Annotated in this window: 24 protein-coding genes; 5 read left to right on the top strand and 19 right to left on the bottom strand. The window is 63.7% G+C overall.

Annotated features, from left to right (window positions below; genetic code table 11):
* From IPF49_01205 to mobA, 3 genes are all read right to left on the bottom strand, one after another.
* Entirely contained in the window at positions 1–1143 is a 1143-nt protein-coding gene (locus tag IPF49_01205) for a CoA transferase (protein MBK6286262.1), read from the bottom strand.
* 88 nt (positions 1144–1231) lie between these two features.
* Entirely contained in the window at positions 1232–2122 is an 891-nt protein-coding gene (locus IPF49_01200) for an MOSC N-terminal beta barrel domain-containing protein (protein ID MBK6286261.1), read from the bottom strand.
* Entirely contained in the window at positions 2119–2811 is a 693-nt protein-coding gene (mobA, locus tag IPF49_01195; GenBank protein MBK6286260.1) for a molybdenum cofactor guanylyltransferase MobA, read from the bottom strand. Before mobA ends, IPF49_01200 begins: the two co-directional genes overlap by 4 nt.
* 90 nt (positions 2812–2901) lie before the next feature.
* Here mobA and IPF49_01190 point away from each other — a divergent pair, with 90 nt between their 5' ends.
* Entirely contained in the window at positions 2902–3111 is a 210-nt protein-coding gene (locus IPF49_01190) for a hypothetical protein (GenBank protein ID MBK6286259.1), read from the top strand.
* 186 nt (positions 3112–3297) lie between these two features.
* Entirely contained in the window at positions 3298–5157 is a 1860-nt protein-coding gene (locus IPF49_01185) for a type II secretion system protein GspD (protein ID MBK6286258.1), read from the top strand.
* Here IPF49_01185 and IPF49_01180 read toward each other — a convergent pair.
* From IPF49_01180 to gspE, 11 genes are read right to left on the bottom strand one after another with little or no spacing between them, the layout of a single operon-like run.
* Entirely contained in the window at positions 5154–5729 is a 576-nt protein-coding gene (locus IPF49_01180) for a general secretion pathway protein GspB (protein ID MBK6286257.1), read from the bottom strand. The genes IPF49_01185 and IPF49_01180 overlap by 4 nt on opposite strands.
* Position 5730: 1 nt before the next feature.
* On the bottom strand, positions 5731–6687 hold the full coding sequence (locus IPF49_01175) for an AAA family ATPase (GenBank protein MBK6286256.1): 957 nt from the start codon (positions 6685–6687) through the stop codon (positions 5731–5733).
* A gap of 9 nt (positions 6688–6696) precedes the next feature.
* Positions 6697–7251, bottom strand: a complete 555-nt coding sequence (locus IPF49_01170) for a type II secretion system protein M (GenBank protein MBK6286255.1) — start codon at positions 7249–7251, stop codon at positions 6697–6699.
* Complete coding sequence (locus IPF49_01165; GenBank protein ID MBK6286254.1) at positions 7252–8514, bottom strand: hypothetical protein; 1263 nt, start codon at positions 8512–8514, stop codon at positions 7252–7254. It lies immediately after the preceding gene.
* 6 nt (positions 8515–8520) lie between these two features.
* The gene (gene gspK / locus IPF49_01160; GenBank protein ID MBK6286253.1) at positions 8521–9465 is read right to left on the bottom strand and encodes a type II secretion system minor pseudopilin GspK; all 945 of its coding nucleotides are present in this window, start codon (positions 9463–9465) and stop codon (positions 8521–8523) included.
* A complete protein-coding gene (gene gspJ, locus IPF49_01155) occupies positions 9449–10066 on the bottom strand; it encodes a type II secretion system minor pseudopilin GspJ (GenBank protein MBK6286252.1) in 618 nt (205 codons plus the stop codon). The genes gspK and gspJ overlap by 17 nt, the downstream gene beginning before the upstream one ends.
* The gene (gene gspI, locus IPF49_01150) at positions 10063–10452 is read right to left on the bottom strand and encodes a type II secretion system minor pseudopilin GspI (GenBank protein ID MBK6286251.1); all 390 of its coding nucleotides are present in this window, start codon (positions 10450–10452) and stop codon (positions 10063–10065) included. Before gspI ends, gspJ begins: the two co-directional genes overlap by 4 nt.
* Positions 10430–10951, bottom strand: a complete 522-nt coding sequence (gene gspH, locus IPF49_01145; protein MBK6286250.1) for a type II secretion system minor pseudopilin GspH — start codon at positions 10949–10951, stop codon at positions 10430–10432. The genes gspI and gspH overlap by 23 nt, the downstream gene beginning before the upstream one ends.
* Positions 10920–11309 carry a type II secretion system major pseudopilin GspG gene (gene gspG / locus IPF49_01140; protein ID MBK6286249.1) on the bottom strand — a complete coding sequence of 130 codons (390 nt, stop codon included), beginning with the start codon at positions 11307–11309 and terminating at the stop codon, positions 10920–10922. Before gspG ends, gspH begins: the two co-directional genes overlap by 32 nt.
* 57 nt (positions 11310–11366) lie before the next feature.
* The gene (gspF, locus tag IPF49_01135) at positions 11367–12581 is read right to left on the bottom strand and encodes a type II secretion system inner membrane protein GspF (GenBank protein MBK6286248.1); all 1215 of its coding nucleotides are present in this window, start codon (positions 12579–12581) and stop codon (positions 11367–11369) included.
* A 4-nt stretch (positions 12582–12585) separates the two neighbouring features.
* On the bottom strand, positions 12586–14064 hold the full coding sequence (gspE, locus tag IPF49_01130) for a type II secretion system ATPase GspE (GenBank protein ID MBK6286247.1): 1479 nt from the start codon (positions 14062–14064) through the stop codon (positions 12586–12588).
* Positions 14065–14279: 215 nt separating this feature from the next.
* On the opposite strand from gspE, the gene IPF49_01125 reads away from it, so the two are divergent.
* Together IPF49_01125 and gspD are read left to right on the top strand one after the other, a co-directional pair.
* Positions 14280–14918: a hypothetical protein gene (locus tag IPF49_01125; protein MBK6286246.1), complete on the top strand. Its 639-nt coding sequence runs from the start codon at positions 14280–14282 to the stop codon at positions 14916–14918.
* Positions 14915–16834: a type II secretion system secretin GspD gene (gene gspD, locus IPF49_01120; GenBank protein ID MBK6286245.1), complete on the top strand. Its 1920-nt coding sequence runs from the start codon at positions 14915–14917 to the stop codon at positions 16832–16834. The genes IPF49_01125 and gspD overlap by 4 nt, the downstream gene beginning before the upstream one ends.
* 13 nt (positions 16835–16847) lie before the next feature.
* Here the strand turns inward: gspD and sohB are convergent, their stop codons facing one another.
* From sohB to IPF49_01095, 5 genes are all read right to left on the bottom strand, one after another.
* Positions 16848–17906, bottom strand: a complete 1059-nt coding sequence (gene sohB / locus IPF49_01115; GenBank protein ID MBK6286244.1) for a protease SohB — start codon at positions 17904–17906, stop codon at positions 16848–16850.
* Positions 17907–17971: 65 nt separating this feature from the next.
* Positions 17972–19669 carry a hypothetical protein gene (locus tag IPF49_01110; GenBank protein ID MBK6286243.1) on the bottom strand — a complete coding sequence of 566 codons (1698 nt, stop codon included), beginning with the start codon at positions 19667–19669 and terminating at the stop codon, positions 17972–17974.
* A gap of 74 nt (positions 19670–19743) precedes the next feature.
* Positions 19744–20469 carry a DNA polymerase III subunit epsilon gene (dnaQ, locus tag IPF49_01105; GenBank protein MBK6286242.1) on the bottom strand — a complete coding sequence of 242 codons (726 nt, stop codon included), beginning with the start codon at positions 20467–20469 and terminating at the stop codon, positions 19744–19746.
* The gene (gene rnhA, locus IPF49_01100; protein MBK6286241.1) at positions 20469–20933 is read right to left on the bottom strand and encodes a ribonuclease HI; all 465 of its coding nucleotides are present in this window, start codon (positions 20931–20933) and stop codon (positions 20469–20471) included. The genes dnaQ and rnhA overlap by 1 nt, the downstream gene beginning before the upstream one ends.
* A 13-nt stretch (positions 20934–20946) precedes the next feature.
* The gene (locus tag IPF49_01095; GenBank protein ID MBK6286240.1) at positions 20947–21702 is read right to left on the bottom strand and encodes a methyltransferase domain-containing protein; all 756 of its coding nucleotides are present in this window, start codon (positions 21700–21702) and stop codon (positions 20947–20949) included.
* A 108-nt stretch (positions 21703–21810) separates the two neighbouring features.
* On the opposite strand from IPF49_01095, the gene gloB reads away from it, so the two are divergent.
* A complete protein-coding gene (gene gloB / locus IPF49_01090) occupies positions 21811–22596 on the top strand; it encodes a hydroxyacylglutathione hydrolase (protein MBK6286239.1) in 786 nt (261 codons plus the stop codon).
* Positions 22597–22630 lie beyond the last annotated feature (34 nt).

The raw sequence follows: 22630 nt of genomic DNA, 5'->3' as shown, positions 1-22630 counted from the left end.
TCAGCCAACCACGGCGCTATCACGCAACTCCTTGCGCTGTGCCTCATCGCAACCCAGTTCGGCCAGGATTGCATCGGTGTCGGCTCCGCTTTTCCGCGGCTCCGCCGGCAGCGTCGCGACGCTGCGGCTGAAGCGCGGGGCGGGAGCCGGTTGCCACACACCCTCGGTCTCGACGAAGGTGCCACGAGCCTTCATATGGGGATGCGAAGTGAGTTCGTCCATACCGAGCACCGGTGCGAAACAGATATCGCTACCCTCCATCAGCGCACACCATTGCGCGCGGGTACGGGTACGGAACAGCGCCGTAAACCGCTCCCTGAGTGCATCCCAATGGCGCGCGTCCATCTGGTGCGGCAACTCGCCGGCATCGATTTCCAGCTTCTCCAGCAACAGCGCGTAGAACTGCGGCTCGATCGAACCGATGGAGACATACTTGTTGTCGGCGGTCTCGTAGACCCCGTAGAAATGGGCGCCGCCATCGAGCATGTTATTGCCTCGCTGATTGCTCCAGAAACCCGACTGGAAGCCCGCGTACACCATGCTCATCAGGATCGAGGCGCCATCGACCATCGCGGCATCGACGACCTGCCCTCGCCCGGATCGGGCGGCCTCCAGCATCGCGCAGACCATTCCGAATGCGAGCAACATGCCACCACCGCCAAAATCACCGACCAGGTTCAGCGGCACCACCGGTTTGCCGCCTTTTTCTCCGATCGCATGAAGCGCGCCAGTCAGCGCGATGTAGTTGATGTCGTGTCCGGCTACCTGTGCCAGCGGCCCATCCTGCCCCCAGCCGGTCATCCGACCAAAAACCAGGCGTGGATTGCGCGCGAGGCAGATCTCGGGTCCAAGCCCGAGTTTCTCCATGACTCCGGGGCGATACCCTTCCACCAGGCCGTCGGCGCCTTCAATCATTTTAAGGACCAACTCGATCGCGCGCGGATCCTTCAGATTCAACGCGATGCTGCGCTTGCCGCGGTTGAAGAAATCGAGCTTCTCGTTTTCCGCCAGGCTCAGCATCGTGGTGCCGGGACGGGAAACGCGGATGACCTGCGCGCCCATATCGGCCAGCATCATCGCCGCAAACGGTCCCGGGCCGATCCCGGCAATCTCGACAATCTTCATTCCGCTCAATGGACCCATGGTGTATTCCTTGAAGGTTTGTAGCAGCTACGAGTTTAGCCCGGCGCGCGGCCGGGCCTAATGACAGTTCGGACGTATTGTACCGGGGTCACCCGGATGATACGGCTTGCGCCACCAGGCTCTCGCCGCTGTACAGTATGCGTGGCGCCCCGCGCCATACTGCGTTCACGCCAAACACCGGTTTCCCGGGTCTGCCCGGTGCGGTGTTCAACCCGGCGAGCGTGCGGAACGGTTCATTGCTCTGACGGTCCCGCACCCCGACGAGTTGGTCGATCGTGATCACCACACAACGTTCGCACGGGTAGCATAAGTCAAAAGAGCCTTCACGCGTATGCAACGCGGTGAGCGAGTGCTCGGCGAATGCGGCCGGTCCCCGCACCACGATATTGGGCCGGAAGCGCTCGATACCCACTGGCGCACGCCCGTTTTCCCGCAGCTTGTCATTCAGCGCGGCCAGCGAGGCAAGGTTGACGACAAGCAGCGGGGCTGCATCGGCAAAAAAGGTACTGCTACCCTCCCCCAGCAAGGTTTCCTTCGCGAGTCGGCGCGTGAAGCCCCGGCGCATGCGCACCAGGCGGCACGGCCAGGGCGGATCGAGCGCTGCATCGAGCCAGCGTGTGGCCTCGGGTCCGGCATCGACGACCTCGCAACGATCGTCCCACACCGCCGAGTCGAAGGAAGAGTCTCCCGGGCAGGCCAGCGCCACATGCAACGGAGCCTGGGCGTCGGCGTCGATACGCAACATGTCATCCTCGACGGCTGCGCCAAGAGTGGCCAGGCGAGGAAGTTCACGCTGGGTCACGAAGCGACCATCGGCTCGCACGATCATCCATTCACGATCACCTGCCAGCCCCGTCGCCCGCACCTCGCGCCGTGTTACGGCACTGCCACGCAGTGACTTCACCGGATATACGAACATCTGCTCGATGGCCGCCGGTTCCGCCGCCGCGCAGGCGCTCCCTGAACCCTCCTCGCTCATGCTCCCTCCTGCGCCGCGGCCAACGCCCTTTCGGCCCGCGCCAGATCATCCGGCGTGTTGATGTTGAAAAACGGATCATGCGGCTCGCAGCGCCATTCGACCAGTACCCGCCGGTAGCGTGCCTGGAAGGCATCCACCTTGCGCTGCCCCTCGACTTCGAGCGCAGCACGCAAGTGCGCGGCGATGCCAAGCGGCCACAGGGCGAATACCGGATGTGTGCGTCCGCCAGACGCGGCAATGGCTATCTCTGCATCATCGGCGCGGCGTTGGGCCACCAGGCGTTGCACCAGGTCGAGGGGGAACCACGGTGTGTCCACCGCCATCGTCACCAGCCATTGCGCCTGCGGGAATCTCGACGCTGCATGTTCCATTCCTGCCAGCACCCCGGCCAGTGGCCCGACAAAACCGGGCACGCTGTCGGGAACCACCTGCATGCCGTGAGAACGCAACGTTGCCGGCGCCGAGGCGCTGTTGATCAACAGCGTGTCCACCTGGGGCCGGGCCCGCGCCAGCGCACGCTCGAGCAAGGTCCGCGAACCCAGGGTGCGCAGATACTTCAGGTTTCCCTCGCCCATGCGCCGACCGCGCCCGCCGGCAAGAATCAATCCGATGATCGTCGCATCACTGTCCAAGAACTGGTCTCCACCTGGATCGCGCCACAGGCAGCATCGCCGGGCAAGCCCGCGCATTATTGCAGACGCACCGCCGCTGCGCCGGATCCTTGACACGACCCCGTCCGAGGGTATTTGATAAGCGCGTTTTCCAGGGAGGGAAGCGCCATGAAACGGATTTTTCTCGTCTGCATCCTGCTCCAGTCGATTTCACTCACCCCCGCCGTCGCACAGGCCGCCGATCAATGCGCGCGCTGGGAGCAGGCACGTGAACGGATCTACCAGCAACTGCGCAAGGGTTACAGCGTGAGTCGGGGGAACCAGTTGCGCGCGCGTCTGCGCGAACTGGACTCGTTGATCGCTCACAATTGCCGCTGAGGAATAATTGGCGCGAGCGACGGCGGCCCGGCGCCTCGAGCCGGTCAGGGGAATTCGCGGGAAAACGCGCTAACTTGTTGGCATTCAACGGAAAAGAGCTATTCTTAGGCTGTGTCCCGCAACCTGCGGTGCATGGTATCGGAATTGCTTGCATATCCGCTTGCCTCCAAGGAGCCAGGGCCCCGCATGCGTCGTCGCGTAAGCCGCCGAAAGCCAAGTCGTTCCCGCCGCATCGTTGCCGCGCTGCTCGTGGGGCTGGTTGCGCTCGGATCGAGCGCGGATGAGCGCATCACCCTGAACATGCGCGATGCCGAGATCCACGCAGTGCTGCAATGGATCGCGGAGGCAACCGGCAAGCGCGTCGTGGTCGATCCCCGGGTGCGGGGCAATGTGACGATACTCGCGCGCGATCCCATGAGCGCCGAAGAAGCGTTTCGCGTGGTGATCACCGCGCTCAACGTGTACGGCTATACCGCCATCGAACAGGATGGCGTATTGCAGATCGTGCCTGCCGCCAACCTCAAGACCGGCGCAACCCAGGCACTCGACGCGCTGGCCGACCCGCAGGCGGATATGGCGGTCAACGAGGTCCTGCGTCTGAACAACCTCCCGGCGGAGCAGTTGGCCAATGTATTGCGCCCGCTGGTACCCGCCCATTCCAACCTGGCGGCCGTGCCCGGCGGCAACAGCCTGCTGATAACCGATACCGCCAACAACGTGCAGCGCATCATTCGCCTGGCACGCGAACTCGACCGCATGGCAACGCTGGAACTCGATGTGGTGCCGCTGAAACACGCCACGGCCGCGCCGCTTCTCGAACTGATGAAGCAATTGCTCGGGGCCGAAGAGAACAGTGCGCTGCAAATGACAGTGGACGAGCGCGTCAATGCGATCGTCATCGCCGGCGCCGCGCCGATGCGTGCGCAGGCGCGCGAACTGATCGGCCGGCTCGACCAGCCGGCCATTGTCGAAGGCAGCTTGCAGGTCGTGTACCTGCACTACATCAAGGCCGCCGAAATGGCCACGGTGCTGCGCGGAATGCTCGACAAGACCCGGAGTGAAGGGGCACCGGGCCAGCAAATCGCGATAGAGGCCAGCGAGTCGACCAACGCGCTGGTGATCAGCGCGCCAGCGGATCGCATGGACCTGATGCTCGGCGTGGTGAAGAAGCTCGACATCCGCCGGGCACAGGTGCTGGTAGAGGCAATCATCGCCGAGGTGGGAGAGCGCGACGCGCGCGAACTCGGGGTCGAGTGGAAGACCTCCTTCGATGGCGAAGGCGTGGAGGCCATCAGCCGCTTTAGCAACGGCGCGGTGGATATTGCGGACAATCCCCTGAGCACGATAGGACGTGGCCTGACGCTCGGCTATTTCCGCAACGGTTCGCTGCGCGCACTGGTCAGGGCGCTCGAACTGAACCAGGACAACAATATTCTCTCGACACCCTCTGTCGTCACGCTGGACAACCAGGAAGCAGAGATACTGGTCGGGTCGAATGTGCCTTTCATCACCGGACAGTCCACCGGTGCGGGCTCGCCCACCAGCGATCCGTTCACCACCATCGAGCGCCAGGATATCGGTATCACCCTGAAGGTCACGCCCCAGATCAACCAGGGCGATGCGATCACGCTTGATATCCTGCAGACCGTTGAAACACTGAGCGATTCGCAGGTTGCCGAGGATGTGGTGACCGACAAGCGCAGCATCCATACCACCGTTCTGCTCAAGGACAACGATATTCTGGTGCTCGGCGGACTGATTCAGGACCAGCGGACCGAGTCGGTGCAGAAAGTGCCGCTGCTCGGCGACATACCGCTGCTCGGCGCGCTGTTCCGTTCCACCAGCGACGTGGTGGAGAAAAAGAATCTGATGGTGTTCGTGCGCACCCGTATCCTGACCGATTTTGCCGACGCCGAACAGGAAACCCGCGAGCGCTACAACCGCATCCGCGATGTGCAGCAACAAATGAGCGATCCCGACCACGATCGCAAACTGCTGAAGAGTTCCCCGGACCTGCCCCCGCTGGAAGAACCGGCAGGCACCTAAAGACTTTCCACCGTTGCCAGATGTACCCGCTGGTTCTGGAAATCGACGATGATTCCGTCGGCCGTGATCTCGACCAGCGACAGATCCTGTCCCAGGGGCTGACCCTCGCGCACCCGAAAACCGTTGATGATCACGGTGCGCTGCAGCGGCTCGCTCGAATACACGTGCAGCGACACTTTCAACTCGTGCAGGAAGCGTTGTTCGGCTTCGCTGAGCTGCCAGATTTCGAGCAGTGCTGCCGGCAGTGGCGGAGCGGGCTCGACGACCGCTGGCTGTACCGGTTGCGCCACCGCAACCGGTACCTGTGCCACCTCGGGCGGCACATTCCCGGCGCTGGCCGCCGGTGGCGTTTCGATCGGGGCCGCAAACCAGCCCCGGAGTTGCCCGCCGCCGAGCCAGGCGCCAACGCCGATGCCCGCGAGCACCAGCGCCGCGACCGCGACCCAGCGCAGGTGCCGGGCGCGGTGCTGTCCCGCGCTGTTGAATTGCGCATGGACCGAACGCAATGCGGGGGCGACCTCCCGCTGGCGCTCCTGGTCGGATTTGCGCAGCGCATCCAGGATATACGACATATCAGCCCTCGCTTGCGGATGTGATGGCGGGACGAATGAGTTCGTGCCACACCGGCGTGCCCCGCAGGTACACCACCAGGGCAAGCAGCAATGCGACCGTCAGACCGGCCCAGAGCCAACGGTGTGAACCGCCCGTGGATTCCGTCTGCCCCGGCGGCAGAACCTCGCGGATCGCCCCGGCCAGGTGTCGTTTCTCCACGGCCTTGGCGTTTTCCGCGTAAACACCGAGCATCACCCGATCGCAGAGAATATTGATCAGCCGCGGAACGCCCCCGCTCACCCGGTACAATTTGCGTACCGACCACTCGGGAAACAGCGGCTCGTAGAGACCCACTACCGCCAGGCGGTGATTGATATAGGCGCGGGTATCACGCAGATCCAGTTCGCGCAGGTGGTAGCGGGCGGTGACGCGCTGCGCGAATTGACGCAGCCCGGGCTGGGCGAGCTTGTCGTTCAATTCGGGCTGGCCGATCAGGACCAGTTGCAACAGTTTGCAGTCATCGGTTTCCAGGTTGGTCAGCAGGCGAATCTGTTCCAGCACGTCGGCATCGAGATTCTGTGCTTCATCGATCAGCGCCACGGTGCGGAAACCGCGGCCATGCGCTTCCAGCAGATGCCGCATCAGGCGATCGGTCTGGTACTTGATGCTGGTATTGCCGGGTTCGCCGGGCACGCCCAGTTCGTCGCAGATCGTGGACAGCAGCTCGACCGGCGATTGACAGGGATTGACGATATAGGCGACCTCGGTCTTCTCGGGCAACTGCTGCAGCAGGCAGCGACATACCGTGGTCTTGCCGGTGCCGACCTCTCCGGTCAACAGCACAAAGCCGCCCCCGCTACCCACTCCGTACAGCAGGTGAGCCAGTGCTTCACGGTGCTGGCTGCTGAGATACAGATAATGGGGGTCAGGCGCGATGGAGAACGGCAGCGCCCGCAAACCGAAATATTGCTGATACATGCGCCCGGCTTATCCTTCGAGCGTCAGGCGCGCACTTACCCGACCGGGTTCGGACTCACGCTCGACGGAGAATTCCGCGGCATGTATCCCGTGCACGCTTTGCAACTGGTAAAGCCACTTCACGACGCTGTTGAATTGCGCTCCCTCGAGCCAGACGCGAATACTGCCGTCGCCGGCCGGTTCGTAACGACGAATGGTCAGCTCGTTGGCCTTGGCGCTGCTGTTGACCAACGAAGCAACCGACTGGTCGCGGCCTGCCATGCTGGCCGCGGCAGCCGCCTTCGCCACAGGTTCATTGGCGCGCAGCCATGCGATCAGTTCTTGCTCCTCCAGCAGCCGTCGTTGTGCCCGGCTGCTGTAATCGATCAGCGGTTGCAGCAGCAGCGAATACAGCACTACCAGCGCGGCAAAGCCGCACAGTCCCCGCAACGCCAGGCGATCACGCCTGCTCAGTTGCTCGTACCACGCAATCAGGCGCTGCCCTTGATCGGAGGCCATGAATTGGCTGACGGAGTCCTCGAGCCTGCGCCGCAGCGTCTCGAGCGAGTTTCGCAGATCGATCATTCAGCGAGTCCTCAATTCGAGCCGTGCATTGGCAAGTCCGCTTTCCTCGCTGGCCGAGAGTACCCTGGAACCGAGCCCGGCTGCGCCGAGCAGTTCGCCAAGCCTGTCGATCTGCGACAGCGACGGCGCACTCAGATCAGCACTCAGCGCGCCATCGTCCTCGTCGAAGCGCAAGGCCTGCACGGAGATTCCGTCGAGCTCGGCGTTGCCGAGCGTACCGGCAAGTGCGGCGACTCCACGCAGCGATCCACCGCTGGTGGACTTGGCCGCGGTGATGCGGCCCTCGGCCTGGCGACGCAGATTGACGATCCGTCGCTCATCGGGAAACATGCTGCGAAACAGTGCAATCGCCTCCTCGTGGGTGTTGCGGGCTTGGCGCTCCATCAACGCGCCGCTGACCAGGCAGCAGAGCACGAACACCAGCACGCTGGCCGCAGCCGCGATCCACGTGATGCGCCATGGCGTGCCGGTCTCGCCGCCACGTGCATCGACACGATAGCCACCCTGGCACAGGTTGAGGACTGCATGCGGCCCGCGCGCCGCGAAAGCCAGCAATTCGACCAGCGATTCCGTGTAATTGGTGCGCCGAACCGGTCGATCGAGACGCTTCGCGATCGCCGCGCCCAGCACGTCGGCCTGTTCTTCGTCGGCGACCACGCCGGCACAAGTGCTGATCTCGATCCGCGAACATGGCATCGCGCGATGCGTTACCGAGACCTCGAGAATCGTTATCAGGTTCTCGAGTTCGAGCACGACTCCCCGGCAGTCCCCCAGCCGCACCAGCGCCCGGTCTCCGTGGATATGGACAAAAATGGAGCCGGGTTCGCGGGGCAGCAGCAATTGCTCGGGGATCACTGCTACCGGTGACAGGTTGGCCGCGTGCAGCGCTTCGAGCCAGGAAATCATCTGCCCGTGTGACACCACCGCGACCGGTACCCCGTCACCATGACGCTGGGGGGCTACCGCAAGATGTGTCTGGCGCAGGTCGCCGGCCAGTTGTTCTTCGATCATGAAGGGCAATGCCTTGCGCAAATGCGCGGCGTCACGCGACGGAATATTGACTTCGGTCAGCATGACCGCGGTGCCCGGAACAAAGACATGGACCTCGGCCTTCTCCGCATCCGGACCCCCCGCGTTGCGGACCTCACCCAGCGCATCGCAGCCGTGCGCCAGCAGGCGCTCCCCGCCGTACAGCACCCATGAAACCGGCGTGGCGCTGTCGGGCTGGTTGCTCTCGAGATGGATTCCGAGCCAGTTTTTCATGGTTTTCTACAGTCTCGCTGCATCATTGCGCCCAATAACGTGGATTTTTCCGCTGCGCGCATCGCGTTGCATCAGGGTATCCAGGCGCGCGTGTCGCCCGCGATATCGGGCATGCGCGCGCACCAGGTAGAAATTGCTTTTCACATCCACGCGATCGAGAACGTTGGCGAACAACGTGGCGAGAAGCGGATCCTGCAGCGATTTCATCGGTTGCACCAATCGGACAAGCAGGAAACGTTCCATTTCGGCAGGCGACACCATGCCCGCATAGGCACGCAGCACCGGTTCGGGCGCGGTATTGAGGTTGAGCAGAGTGTCGCCAGGCAGCGCGCTCACCTGCTCGCGCAGCACGTGCCAGACCTCGGCATCGAAGCCGGGAATGCCCAGCAGTTCGCTCGTCTCGACGAAAGGCCGGTTGGCAATGGACTCCACGCCGTAGGCGGTTTCCTCGACCCCTCCCCGCGAGGTCCGACCATCGGCGTCGATCCAGTCCGCCACGCGCTCGGCCAGCGACTCATCGAGCCCCGATCCGGCGAGCAGACGCGCAAATCTAGCCACGGCCTGCGGGTCGCTCCTGGCAGCGGAATCGACCAGCGAATTGAGATTGAACAGTCCCGCCTGGTCGACAACCTGCAACTCGAGCACACCGTCCTCGATCTCGAAGGACTGGTTTTCCCGTGCCCATTCCTGCCCCAGGTAATCGGAGCGCTGTGTCCCCGCCTGCGCCGCGAAATCCGCCGCCAGCATCTGGCCCCCCAACTCCTCGGCACCCAGGGCATAGTAGCGGGCCTGGGTGCTGTCGATGAGGTTGCCGGTGCGATGCATTGCCAGGTAGCTGGTGCGCAGCATATGTGTTGCCATCATCGCGACCAGCACGAAAACCAGCAATACCGTTATCAGCGCGACGCCGCGCTGCGATTGCCGCCCGCGATGCTCAGCGCAACGATACAAGACGCAACACCTCGCCAATGCGCTGGTGAACCAGACGAATCTCGACCGCACGCGGCAGCCACGCGGCGGTATCGTCCTCGGGCTTGTCCGAAACCGGTGGCGGTGGCCATTGCTCCTGCCATTCGCCCTGCTCGTCGAGATAACGCAACTCCAGTGCCTCTATCCCGTCGCTGACCATGCGCACCACCGGCTCCACGTTTTCAGGCTGATCGATGCGGCCGCGATATCGACGTAACAAGCGACCGTCCGGGTCGATATCCCAGACCACTCGCTGTAGCGTGCTGCGCGCCGCGCCAAGCGGGTTGCGCCAGCCGCTGCGGGTGAACTCGACGATGCCCTCGGCGGGTGCCGCATCGAGCGCAGGCGACTGCTTCCCGTTCGCCGCGGCGACCGGACGCGGACTCAGCTGGGTGAAATCCTCCTCGAGCAGACGCAATGCGGTCTGGGTAGCGCTCAGCGCGGCAAAACGCTGTTCGCCACCCGTCATCAGGGTGGCGGTCGAGTCGAGCAACTGATAGGCACCAACGCCCAGAAACGAAAAGATTGCCAGCGCGATCAGTGCCTCGATCAGCGTGAACCCACTCGTCCTGCGCCCGGTCATGGTCGGGCCACGAATCCGGACAGGCTCACCAGCGCGTCCGTCTCGCCCTCGCGCGCCACCGTTACATCGATGCGATGAAATCCCTTGCGACTGGTGTCGGAGATTTTCTCGTGCACGATCCAGGTGCGTTCGCCCATTTCCACCTTGCGGCTGCTCCCCGCCGCCCGCTCTTGCGGGAAGTCGAGGCGTAGCGCGTCGAGTGCATTCTGCGCCACCCACAACGCCAGGGTTTTTTCCTCGAGCCGGAACAGTTGCAAGCCGTAGGCTCCACTTTGGAACACGATGGTGCTGGCCAGCACCGCGAAAATCGCCAACGCGACCAGGACCTCGATCAGGCTGAATCCGGACCCGGCGCATGCGCGCCTATTCCCGGACCAGTGAACCACTGCCATCGCTGCTGATGCTCGCCGCCGGATCGGAATCTTTGCCGGAGACAAAATCCATATGAAACGACGAAATCTCGCCGCTCGAGAGAATCACCACCTCGGGGCTGCGCAGCGCGTCGTTGCGGCGTGCCGCAGCCAGTACAGGCGTGTCTTCCACGCTGATTTCCATGCGTAACCCGACAGGCAGTTCATGATCCGCGAACGCCCGTGCCGGCGCCGGCAGCCACTGCTCCTCGCCAGGATCGAAACGGACGAAGCCGTAGCCATCGTCATCCACCAGCAATCCGTATTCCTCGCCCGCCAGGGTGGCCTCCTCGCTGGCGTAGCCGAGGATCTGATACAGGCGTTGCGCTTCATCGTTCGCCTGGCGCTGTGCCTGCCCGCCCACCGCGAGTGTTGCCAGGCCGGCCAGCACGCCCATGATGAGCAGCGTGACCAGCATCTCGATCAGCGTGAAGCCGCGCGGCTCAGATATCCTTCTGATAGATATCGGCATCATTATCCTCTCCGCCCTCCCGGCCGTCGGCGCCATAGCTCATCAGCTCGTAGCTTCCATCCGGGTAGCGCAGGTACTGGTACTCGTTCTCCCAGGGATCGCGCGGCAGTTCCTTCTTCTTCATGTAGCCGCTGGAATTCCATTTTTTCGGCTCCGGCGCAACGCTCGGCTTGGTCACCAGTGCCTGCAGCCCCTGTTCGGTGGTCGGATAATTGCCGTTGTCGATACGGTACAGGTCGAGCGCCTGTCCTATGGTCGCGATATCGGCGCGCGCCGCAGTGACCCTGGCCTCGTCCACCCGACCCATGATGTTGGGCGCGATCAGGCCGATGAGCACGCTGATGATCACCACCACCACCATGATCTCGATCAGCGTGAAGCCAAGATTCCTGCGCGCTGTCTGTTGCACATTGACCGCCTAAATCATCTGGTTGAGCGAAAAAATGGGTTGCAGTATCGCCACCACGATAAACAGGACCGCAACCCCCATGAACAGCAGCACCGCCGGCTCGAACAATCCGATCATGGTGGCAATCCGGTTATCCAGTTCCACCTGCTGGCTTTCGGCAACGCGTCCCAGCATGCGCTCGAGATCGCCGCTCACCTCGCCGCTGGCAATCATGTGAATCATCATCGGCGGAAAACGCCCGCTGCGTTCCAGCGCCGCCTTCAGGCTGCTGCCCTCACGCACCTGGCCCGCAGTATCGCCGATGATGCGTTTCAGATGAGTATTGGTCAGCACCGCGGCAGCGATATCGAGTGCATCCACCAGCGGCACACCGCTGCTCACGAGGGTACTCAGCGTACCGGTAAAGCGCGCGGTGTTCGATGTCAGGCTCAAGCGACCGGCGAGCGGCACCCCGAGCAGGACCTTGTGAACCCACTCGAGCCGCGCCGCGTCTTTCAGCGACGCGCGCACCGCGAATACGCCCGCCACGATACCGAACAACAGCCAGACACCATAGCCAACCAGGAAATCGCTGATAGCGAGCAGTGCCTGGGTGAGTGGAGGAAGCGCCTGCCCTTCCCTGGCAAACACCCCTACCACATCGGGCACGATGTAGGTGAGCAACCCGGCAACCACCACCACCGCCAATCCCAGCAGCACGCAGGGATAGATCAACGCCAGCTGGACCTTTTGCCGCGCGCGGTGGCTCGCTTCGGTGTGGTCGGCCAGCCGGTTCAGCACCAGGTCGAGTCGTCCGGTGTGCTCGCCCGCGGCAACCGTCGCACGGTACATCGATGGAAATGCCCGCGGATGCAGCGACATCGCGGCGGCCAAGCCACGCCCCTCGAGCACCTGGGTGCGCAAGCTCGAGATCAGGCCCTTGGTCGCGGCCTTTTCGCTCTGCTGGGCAATGGCGGCCAGGGCATCGGCGATCGGCAGCGCGGACTGGATCAGGGTGGCGAGCTGGCGCGTGAAGAGCGCGGACCCGGCCACGGAAAGCGATGCACGCGAGGACGCATTGCGATCGTTGCCGGCGCGCCGGTCCGCGGTGACTTCCGCCACATCGAGCGGAACCATGCCGCGATCACGCAACAGCTGGCGCGCATGGCGCACGTTGTCGGCCTCCAGCGAGCCTCGGTGCTGCTTGCCGGCGCTGTCGAGTACCGCATAGCTGAAAGCACCCATTCGCTCAGTCCTCCTGACTGACGCGCATGACTTCTTCCACCGTGGTCAGCCCGGCCAGCACCTTGGCGCGGCCATCGGCACGCAGCGACTGCTGGCTCTTGCGCGAATGCGCCGCGAGGAGGCCTTCGCTTGCATGGCTATGGATCAGGCCGCGCATCGTGTCATCGACCACCAGCAATTCATACAGGCCCATGCGCCCGCGATAGCCACGGTTGTTGCATGCCGGACAGCCGAGCGGACGAAACAGCGCATGGTCATCGACCCGGCGAATCTGCAGCAGATCCTGCTCGGCGGCATCGGGCACATGCGGCTGCTTGCACTCGCGGCACAACACCCGCACCAGGCGCTGGGCGATCACGCCATTGAGGCTCGAGGCCAGCATGAACGGTTCGACGCCCATGTCGGCAAGGCGCGTCACCGCTCCTGCAGCGGTATTGGTATGCACGGTGGACAGGACCAGGTGTCCGGTCAGGCTGGCCTGTACCGCGATGCCCGCTGTTTCACCGTCGCGTATCTCGCCGACCATCACCACGTCGGGATCCTGGCGCAACATGGCCCGCAATCCCCCTGCGAACGTCATACCCGCCTTGACGTTGACCTGGGTCTGACCAATGCCCTCGATGTTGTATTCGATCGGATCCTCGACCGTCAGGATATTGCAGCTGCCGTCATTCAGGTGGTTCAGGCAGCCGTAGAGCGTGGTGCTCTTGCCGGAGCCCGTGGGCCCGGTGATCAGGATGATTCCGTGCGGGCGGGCCAGCAACCCTAGCAACGAATCGAGTGCATTGCCATGCATCCCGATTGCGGCAAGATCGAGCCGCTGCGCGCTCTTGTCGAGAATCCGCATCACCACGCGCTCCCCGTTCGCCGAGGGCAGCGTCGAGACCCGCATATCGACCTCGCGCCCCCCGACGCGTATCGAAATGCGTCCGTCCTGCGGCAACCGCTTCTCGGCGATGTCCAGCCGTGACATCACCTTGATCCGCGAAACCAGCAGCGGTGCCAGCTCGCGCTTTGGCTCGACGATCTCGCGCAGCATGCCATCGACGCGAAAACGCACCAGCAAGCGCTTTTCATAAGGCTCGACGTGAATATCGGACGCCCCCTCCTTGATCGCCTGCGACAGGATCGCATTGATCAGGCGAATGATCGGTGCATCTTCCTGCTGCTCGAGCAGATCCTCGGTTTCGGGAACGAATTCGGCCAGGCTGCCGAGGTCGAGCTGCTCCTCCAGCCCCTCGGCGAGTTGCTGGGCAGCGCCACTCTTCTGTTCATAGACTTCTGCAAGCGCCCGGCTGAACTCATCCTCGCCGACCGGCTCGCAGCTGAATGCCAGGCCGGTCGTACGCGCGACTTCGGCAACCGCGTGGACGGTCACATTGTGACGGTGGATCAGGCGCGGCTTCCCGGGATCGCCGGGAGCCGGAATCTTCAGCAACGCGCCATGCCGCTTGGCAAATGCGTAAGGTAGAAGCTGACTCATCAACGTTGTCCAGCTGGCAGTTGTTGTACTGCGCTAAATGTAGCATCGCTTGGGCGCCATCGCGCCCCATAACCACCGCGGGTCGTGATCCGGGCGTTTGGGCGCACGATGGCGCGCATTTTGCAATGCCAGCGTTTGCCGTCAGGGTTGCGTCGGGTAACGGTGCCGGACGTCTATACTTGCGGCGTTACCGAAAACCTGATCGGCGGAGCGACATGCTTGAAGACCTGGCTGAACGCTGGCCATTCAGCCTGCCGTTGACGACGGCCGGCGCGATCGTCGCGATCACCCTTGCCGGGGTCGCCTGGCAGACATGGCAATGGCAATCCGCCCTGCGCCAGGGGGCGGTCGTGGCCCACGGCAGCGAACTGGATCGGGAACCGGAAAATACCCTGCCGATGATTCTCGGTGCAGACCTGTTTGGCGAAGCAACCCGGCAGCCACCGGCTTCCGCGGGTGCGCTCCCGATGACCCCGAGCGCGGGCTTCACGCTGCGGGCAGCGATTGCCGGCAGCCGCGCCGGCGCCGTGATCGAAGGCGCCGACGGTCAGGCGCGCTGGTTTCCGCTGAACGCGGCGGTCGCGGCCGGTGTGCGCCTGCACCAGGTTCATGTCGATCACGTGGTGCTCGAGCGTGGCGGCCGGCTTGAAACACTGGCTTTTCCCGCGCCCGCCGAACTCGCGTCGAATGCGGTTTCCGCCACCGAATCGGGCATCGGTGGCGAAAGCATGACGAGTCCGGCCGCGGGCACTCCCGCAAAGGCGACACCGATCCCGGCCAACGCATCACCCGAAGACAAGGCGCGCATCGTCCACGAACGACTCGAAGAACTCCGCAACCGGTCACGCTCATGAAAATTGCCGTATCCCGATTCCGCGTTGCCGCGTCCACGCGGCAACTGCTTGCCACCGCAGCCCTGCTGCTGGGTATCGCATGGCAACCTGGCGGCTTCACCGCCGACGACAAACTGGTCATGAACATGCGCGACGCTGACATCCGCTCGCTGATCCAGTGGGTTGCCGACATCACCGGCAAGAACCTCGTTGTCCACAAGGATGTGCAGGGCAAGGTGACGGTGCTGTCGGCAGAGCCGCTGACACCGGCTGAAGCCTACCAGGTTTTCCTGGCCACGCTGGAGGTCCACGGCTTTGCCGCGATCGATGCGGACGGTGCGGTGAAAATCGTGCCCCAGAGCATGGCCAGCGCGAGCAGTCCGCCGCTCGGGCGCAGCGGCGGCGGGGAAACGGTGGTCAGCATAATTCGCGCCCACAACGTGCCGGTGGCGCAACTCGCGAACAACCTGCGCCCGCTGGTTCCGGCCAGCGGGATGCTCACCGCCTATCCCGAAACCAACAGCCTCATTATTTCCTCCAGCGCGCATAACGTGCAGCGTATCAATGACATTGTGCATACGCTCGACCAGGGCGCCAAATTGCAGTTCGAAACCATTCGCCTGGAGCACGCCAATGCCCAGGATGTCGAGAAGAGTCTCGCCCAGTTGATCCCGGGCCTCGCGGGTTCCGAGGGTTATCGCTTCGTGAACATTTCCGTCGATACCCGCACCAACACCATCCTGCTCGGCGGTGAGCCCGAAAACAGGCGCCAGGTACGCAACCTGATCGACAGCCTCGACCAGGAAGTCATGGGCGGCAATACCGATGTGATCTATCTGCAGTATGTGCAGGCCGACGAGATGCTGGCCATTCTCAAAGGGATCGGCGACGCCTTGCAGACCGGCTCCGGCGAGCAGGCGGCGGGCGGAGGTGAATCGAAAATCAGCATCGAGGCCAGCAAGAGCACCAACGCCCTGGTCGTGAACGCCCCTCCGGCGATCGTCAGCAAGATGCGCAGCATCGTCGAACAAGTCGATATCCGCCGCGCCCAGGTCATGATCGAGGCGCTGGTGGTCGAGGTCACCGACGATGACGTGCGCGATCTCGGGGTGTCCTGGATTTACAGCGGGGGCGACCATTTCGGTGATGATGGCACCAACGTGGCGGTCAATACGCTCGGGCCCAACCTCAAGCTCGGCGATGTCGTGGACTCCGATGGCCGCATAATACGAGCCGGCGGCGGGTTGACGCTGGGATACTTCGACAACGGCGATCTGAAAGCCGCAATCCGGGCGCTCGCCACGAGCACCAAGGCCAATATTCTCTCCACCCCGACCATCGTCGCACTGGATAACGAGGAAGCCGAATTGCTGGTCGGGCAGAATGTGCCGTTCAAGACCGGGGAGTCAACCGGCTCGGCGTCGAGCACAGAGAACCCATTTACCACCATCGAGCGCCAGGACATCGGCACCAGCCTGACCATCAAGGCGCAGATCAATCGCGGTGACTCGATCACCCTGGATCTGAAACAGAGCACCGAGAGCATCGCACCCTCGGTCGATGTGGCATCGGATATCGTCACCAACAAACGCCTGATCAAGACCAAGGCCTTGATAAAGGACGGTCAGACGCTGGTGGTTGGCGGGCTGCTGCGAGATGACGAATCCGAGCAGCGGACCAAGGTGCCGATCCTCGGAGATATTCCGCTGCTAGGCAAACTGTTCGGCAGCACCAGCAAATCGCATGGCAAGACCAACCTGATGGTGTTCATCCACCCGACGATTCTCAAGGACGATCTGCAGGTGGCCGAGATCACCCGCCAGCGCTACGACTTCATGCGCGGGCAGCAGGCGAGCGCGCGAAAACCCACCATGCCCTTCGAGAAAACGGAACCGCCGAGCCTGCCGGATTTCGAGACCATCACTCCGCGGCAGTAGGCGTGCGCGCGACTCAGCGCAACCAGTCCTCGCGCGCGCCGATCCGCGCCACCGCCCGCGTCACGCCGCGCTCGATGGCCGTCTCCAGCGTCAGCCCGAGGCGCTCACCAAGCCGCTTGCGCTCGATATAGCGGATTTCCAGTACATCGCTGTGCAATACCGCCGCCTGCAACCAGCCATCGCTGGTTCCCAGTTCGTCGGCCAGCCCCAGACCCAAAGCACGCTCGCCGAACCACACTTCCCCCGTCGCTGCGGTATCGATATCGAGACCGGGGCGATAACGGGTCACGAACTCCTTGAACAGCGCATGGGTATCCTCGAGTTCCTCGGAGAACTTCTGCCGACCCGCCTCGGTATTGCGTCCGAAAACCGTCAGCGTGCGCTTGTACTGGCCTGCCGTGAACAACTCGTAATCCACATCGTGCTTGCGCAGCAGACGATTGAAGTTGGGGATCTGGGCAACCACGCCGATCGAGCCGAGCATCGCGAACGGTGCCGCAACGATGTGTTGCGCCACGCAGGCCATCAGGTAGCCGCCGCTCGCCGCCACCTTGTCGACACACACCGTCAGGGGAATGCCCCGATCGCGGATTCGTGCCAGTTGCGCCGCCGCAAGGCCGTACGAGTGCACCAGTCCACCGCCACTCTCGATCCGCACCATCACGCTGTCGGCGGGTTCGGCGCGGGTGAGCACGGCGGTGATCTCCTCGCGCAGTGCATGCACCGCATGGGCGCGAATATCACCGTGAAAATTCAGCACGTAGATCGTGCGTGGATGCGCGGGAGCCGGTTCCGGTGCTGCGGACTGTTTCTTGCGTCTGGCCTTGTCGGCCTTGCGCTCGGCTTTTCGCTCCGCCTTCATCTCGCGTTTGAATTCGCGTGCATCGAGAGTGGCTTCACGCAACGCATCGCGCATGCCGTCGAGGCGTTCATTGAGCTTGCGCACTTCGATGTGACCGTCTTCGCTGCTGCGCACACGACTGCCCGCGACAGAAATCGCGCTGATCACGATCACCAGCAAGGCAATAACCACCGTGACGGCTTTGGCCAGAAACAGCCCGTACTCACCGATAAACTCCCCCACTTCCCAGCCCTCCGGTCATTCGCGGGGGAGCGAGACTAGCACACTTCGGGAAATCAGCAGTTGGCCCGGGATGGCCGCCCCAGCGTGCCAAGACTCTCGTCGGCGAGCTTGAGCATCAGCGGGTCGGGATCCTCGGCGTTCTCGAGTGCCGCGAGATAGTACTCGAGGCAGATCAGCAGGTCGGCCAGCAATTCCGCGAAGGCACCACCGGCCAGGGTGCAGCCATTGGCAATCGAGTCGAGAATCGATTGCGCGGTCTGGCCGGCAACCGCCGCGGCGCGCGGGTGTTCGAGAATCTGCAGCGCACCACGTACCGCGTGCAGTTGCGCCACCGATGGTGCCAGCACCATCGCGTCAAAATTCGATTCCGCATAGCTGCTCACATCACGCTTCACGCTTTCTACGGCTTCGCGTGCGCTTTGCAGCAGGGTGTGCCTGGCCTCGTCGAGCGCCTCGCGCGCCACGCCCGGCCCGGAAGCCCCCTGCTGCTGCGCGCGCAGCCCGCGCGCCATTCCCTGCGCGCGGGCCAGTCCGCTGAGCGTGGTTTCGACATAGACCACGGCGTCCGCGATCGAAACCAGATCCTGTCTCTGGAGTTCGGTGCCGCCACCGAGCGCGGCACCGATTTTCTGCAATTGCTTGTCCAGGGTGTCCGCCGAACTGCGCAGACCGCCCTCGCGCAAGGCGGCGGCAACGCGCTCGAGGGTTTCGTGCACGCCGGCCAGTGTCGCCGGGCGCGGCTCGGTGGCGCTGGCCGCCTGCTCGAGTTCGTCCTTGATCCGGTGCATATCGCCTTTGAGGAGCCGCACCATGGAATCGATCGAATCGACCGAGGTGCCCATCAACAGCTTGCGTTCCTCGACGAGTTGCTGATCCGGGGGCGCAGCATCGACCACCTCGCACAGCGACTGGATCTCCCGTATCCGTTTGCCATCGCGACACTTGGCCACCAGGTACAACAACTCGCCTCTCAGATCGTCGCCGAGCCGAGCGCTGGCGCGCGTATCGGGTTTCTGCAAAAAATCGCGGAACTGTCGATCGGCACGGCTGAGCAGTCGCGCGCGTGCCGGATTGCTGCGCAACTGACCGAGTACCATGCCCTCGAGCACCCCCGTCAATAGCCACCAGAAGTCGGCCGCGGCTCCGCCACCACTCAACCGGCACATGCGCTCGGCGGCACGCTGCATCAGGCGCAGGTGAACCGGATCGCTGCGCCCCTTGATCACGCCGATCAAGCCCACCTGGTAATGGTGACGCAGCCTGCGCAACAGGGCATCCGTCACCTCCTCTCCGCCCGCCGCCGGTGGCGGGCAATGCCGGTCGGGGAGAATCACGAGTTGCGAGAAAGAGGCTTCGCCCAGGGCATCGCGACCGAGCAGGCCGCGCAGGGCATTGATGTGCTCGAGCAACAGTTCCGGTGCGGCCTGGCGCCGGCCTCCGAGGTAATCGAGATAGCGCGCCAGCACGAAGAAGGCCCGGGTGATCGCCTCCATTGCGCGCGGATTGTCGAGCGGAAGTGCCTTCAGAAGCTCACCCAGTTCACGGGTCAGCAGGGCTGCATCACCGAGCTCGATCATCCGCAGCACGCCATCGGCCTGCGCCAGCATCTCACGGCACGGGCCCAGATCATGAGCTCCCGGATCCTGTTGCACGGCGCTGTCGAATTCGGTCTGTGCCTGCCTGATCAGACGCGCAAGCTCCGGTCTCACGAGGTTTAGCGAGGCCGGGTTCAGCAGCAATCGGGGGGGCACGCTGATACCTCTCTGACTAGCGCGGGCATGTTGGCCAATCATTATAGACCGCCGGCCGCGATGCGCTCCCCGCGCTACTCCTCACCGGCAGCGAGCCACACGCATTTGCCCCCGCTGGTCCTGTCGATTGCGCGCAGGCGCTCGCGATGATTTTCGAGTTCCGCGGGACTGGCGCGCGGCACCGCGAGCGGCTCGCGCGGGCCCGCGACACGGCGCACATCGATATCGGCGGAGTAGCCCCCCGGTCCGCGCTCGGGCTGGCCATCCAGCGCCAGCGCGGTCTGTCCCCCGGTCATCTGCAGGTAGACGTCGGCGAGAATTTCCGCATCGAGCAGCGCACCGTGCAACTCGCGCTGCGAATTGTCGACGAAATAGCGCTTGCAGAGCGTATCGAGATTGTTCTTCATGCCGGGATGAAGGGAGCGGGCCAGCGCCAGGGTATCGATCACCGACCACTGTTCGCCGATCCGGCCCCGCTGCCCGCCGATCAACTGCAGTTCATTGTCGAGAAATCCGATATCGAAGGGCGCATTGTGGATGATGAGTTGTGCGTCCTGGATGAAGTCCATGAACTCATCGACGATCTGTGCAAACAGCGGCTTGTCGGCGAGAAATCCGCTCGCTATGCCGTGCACCTCGAACGCGCCCTCGTCGACCTCGCGTTGCGGATTGATGTAACGGTGGAAGTGACGCCCGGTCAGGCGACGATCCACGAGCTCCACGCATCCGATCTCGATCACCCGGTGTCCCTGGGTATGCTCGAGTCCGGTGGTTTCGGTATCCAGCACGATCTGTCGCATCAGTCCCCCATGCCTGATTGCGCGCGACGGCGCAGCATTTCGTCGATTCCGCGGTTGGCCAGCTGATCCGCGCGATCGTTTCCGCAATGGCCGCTGTGGCCCTTGACCCAGTGCCAGCTTATCCGGTGACGCGCCGCCTCGCGGTCAAGCATTTCCCACAGATCGGCGTTCTTGACCGGCTTCTTGTCGGCGGTCCGCCAGCCACGACGCTTCCAGTTCGCCAGCCACTCGGTGATGCCGCGACGCACGTACTCCGAATCCGTATACAACTCGACGCTGCAGGGCTCGCGCAGTGCAGCCAGGGCGCGGATCGCAGCGGTGAGTTCCATGCGGTTGTTGGTCGTCAGCTCTTCGCCGCCATGGAGCTCGCGCTCGCGATCCGCGTAGCCGAGCAATGCGCCCCAGCCGCCGGGTCCCGGATTGCCCCGGCAAGCGCCGTCGGTGTGGATAACGACCTGCTTCATGTCCTGGTCCCGCTCAGTGCAGCGTGGTGCCGCGGGTGCGCGGCGTGGCAAGCGGAATCACGGACATGCGCCGTGGCGCCAGTCGGCGCGGCGCGCGGATCAGGGTCAGCGGGCTGATTTGCTTGCGCGCATGCACGAGATAAACCGAGCCGCAGGGCAGCGCGCAGTTTTCGCCCCAGCGGTCCAGCGGCGCGAGCCTTGCCAACGTTGCGGCATGATTCACCGGCAGTGCATGACAGCGGTATTGCACGTCGTCGACTGCAAAATCGAGCAATCCCAGCCAGTCCGTCAGCCGTCGCGCACCGAGCAGGTGGCTGTGCCAGATCGGTTGGGCGAAGCGTCTGCCCAGCACGCAGCGCAGTCCGAACGGGCTCCACGGGTTGAAGCCGACGATCAGCAGGTGCCCGTGGGGAACCACCACCCGGGTCGCCTCGCGCAGCATCTGGTGCGGATTCTGGCTGTACTCGAGCACGTGGTGCAGCAGCACGACGTCGACGCTGTCGGACTCGATCGGCAGTTGCTCGGGTTCGGCAAGCGCGCTGATGCCCTGCCCCCCTGGCAGTTGCGCCAGCGAAAACTTGTGGCGGATCATGCTGCTCTCGAACAGGCTCACCTCCGTGCTGATACTCATCTGCATCAGGTGAAAGCCATATAATTGCGCCAGCTTGGCATCGACCAGGGCACGTTCCGCTCCCAGCATATGGCGCCCGAGGTCGGTCTCGAACCAGCGCTCGCGGGCCCGCAGCCGGGATGCCGGATCAGATTTCATGGCAGATTTCCTGTTGTCTGTGCGGCCGGCGCAAACGGGTCCGGACCATGGCCATACCGGGAGCGGCAATATATCATGCAGGGCCAGACACAGGATTCATCAACGCCCATGCTTGAAGCCTATCCGGTACCGGCGTTCAGCGACAACTACATCTGGCTGCTCCAGGCTGGAGCGGATGAAGCTTTCGTGGTTGACCCCGGTGACGCCGCACCGGTCATGCGCGCATTGGCAGGGAGTGCGCTGCGTCTGTGCGGAATTCTCGTCACCCATCACCACCCGGATCATGTCGGCGGTGTCGATGATCTGCTGTGCGCATTCGGTCCGCTCCCGGTCTACGGGCCACGCACCAGCCCCGCCGCCTGTATCGATCGAGTGCTCGATGACGGTGATTGCATCGAGGTGCTGGGCCAGCAGGCGCGCGTATTTGCCGTGCCCGGACACACCCTGGATCACATCGCGTATTTTTTTGCCGCCGACGGGCAATCCCCACCACAGCTGTTTTGCGGGGACACGCTGTTTGCCGGTGGCTGCGGTCGCGTATTCGAAGGCAACCCGCAAATGATGCATGACTCGCTGTCGCGGCTCGCCGCGCTGCCCGGGGAAACCCGTGTTTACTGCGCCCACGAGTACACCCTGTCCAACCTGCGCTTCGCCCGCGCGGTCGAGCCGGACAACCTCGCGTTGCGCGATCGGCAGCTGGCCGACGAGGCGCGGCGCGAGCGCGGCGAGCCCACGGTCCCCTCGACCATCGCCCTCGAGCGGGAAACAAACCCGTTCCTGCGCTGTGCCACACCTGCGGTACGCCGCAGTGCCGCAAATCACGGCGGCACGGAACCAAACGGCGACCACGGGGTCTTTGCGGAGATCCGTTCCTGGAAGGATACTTTCCGCTGATGCCACCGCAGCACTCGCACCACCCATACTCAGG

This window comes from Gammaproteobacteria bacterium, assembly GCA_016705365.1.
Lineage (GTDB): Bacteria > Pseudomonadota > Gammaproteobacteria > Pseudomonadales > UBA5518 > UBA5518.
Note: the sequence above shows the minus strand (reverse complement) of the source record. Positions and strands in the feature narration are given on the sequence as shown.

Excerpts from the sequence above, each read along its gene's own strand:
- gspG (MBK6286249.1), bottom strand. The coding sequence starts at position 11,309 with ATGGTGGTGGTGGTGATCATCAGCGTGCTCATCGGCCTGATCGCGCCC.
- gloB (MBK6286239.1), top strand. The coding sequence starts at position 21,811 with ATGCTTGAAGCCTATCCGGTACCGGCGTTCAGCGACAACTACATCTGG.
- IPF49_01180 (MBK6286257.1), bottom strand. The coding sequence starts at position 5,729 with ATGTCGTATATCCTGGATGCGCTGCGCAAATCCGACCAGGAGCGCCAG.
- dnaQ (MBK6286242.1), bottom strand. The coding sequence starts at position 20,469 with ATGCGACAGATCGTGCTGGATACCGAAACCACCGGACTCGAGCATACC.
- IPF49_01190 (MBK6286259.1), top strand. The coding sequence starts at position 2,902 with ATGAAACGGATTTTTCTCGTCTGCATCCTGCTCCAGTCGATTTCACTC.
- IPF49_01205 (MBK6286262.1), bottom strand. The coding sequence starts at position 1,143 with ATGGGTCCATTGAGCGGAATGAAGATTGTCGAGATTGCCGGGATCGGC.
- gspF (MBK6286248.1), bottom strand. The coding sequence starts at position 12,581 with ATGGGTGCTTTCAGCTATGCGGTACTCGACAGCGCCGGCAAGCAGCAC.
- gspH (MBK6286250.1), bottom strand. The coding sequence starts at position 10,951 with ATGATGCCGATATCTATCAGAAGGATATCTGAGCCGCGCGGCTTCACG.
- mobA (MBK6286260.1), bottom strand. The coding sequence starts at position 2,811 with ATGCGCGGGCTTGCCCGGCGATGCTGCCTGTGGCGCGATCCAGGTGGA.
- gspE (MBK6286247.1), bottom strand. The coding sequence starts at position 14,064 with ATGAGTCAGCTTCTACCTTACGCATTTGCCAAGCGGCATGGCGCGTTG.
- IPF49_01185 (MBK6286258.1), top strand. The coding sequence starts at position 3,298 with ATGCGTCGTCGCGTAAGCCGCCGAAAGCCAAGTCGTTCCCGCCGCATC.
- IPF49_01200 (MBK6286261.1), bottom strand. The coding sequence starts at position 2,122 with ATGAGCGAGGAGGGTTCAGGGAGCGCCTGCGCGGCGGCGGAACCGGCG.
- IPF49_01095 (MBK6286240.1), bottom strand. The coding sequence starts at position 21,702 with ATGAAATCTGATCCGGCATCCCGGCTGCGGGCCCGCGAGCGCTGGTTC.
- rnhA (MBK6286241.1), bottom strand. The coding sequence starts at position 20,933 with ATGAAGCAGGTCGTTATCCACACCGACGGCGCTTGCCGGGGCAATCCG.
- gspJ (MBK6286252.1), bottom strand. The coding sequence starts at position 10,066 with ATGACCGGGCGCAGGACGAGTGGGTTCACGCTGATCGAGGCACTGATC.
- IPF49_01170 (MBK6286255.1), bottom strand. The coding sequence starts at position 7,251 with ATGATCGATCTGCGAAACTCGCTCGAGACGCTGCGGCGCAGGCTCGAG.
- IPF49_01175 (MBK6286256.1), bottom strand. The coding sequence starts at position 6,687 with ATGTATCAGCAATATTTCGGTTTGCGGGCGCTGCCGTTCTCCATCGCG.
- IPF49_01125 (MBK6286246.1), top strand. The coding sequence starts at position 14,280 with ATGCTTGAAGACCTGGCTGAACGCTGGCCATTCAGCCTGCCGTTGACG.
- gspD (MBK6286245.1), top strand. The coding sequence starts at position 14,915 with ATGAAAATTGCCGTATCCCGATTCCGCGTTGCCGCGTCCACGCGGCAA.
- IPF49_01165 (MBK6286254.1), bottom strand. The coding sequence starts at position 8,514 with ATGAAAAACTGGCTCGGAATCCATCTCGAGAGCAACCAGCCCGACAGC.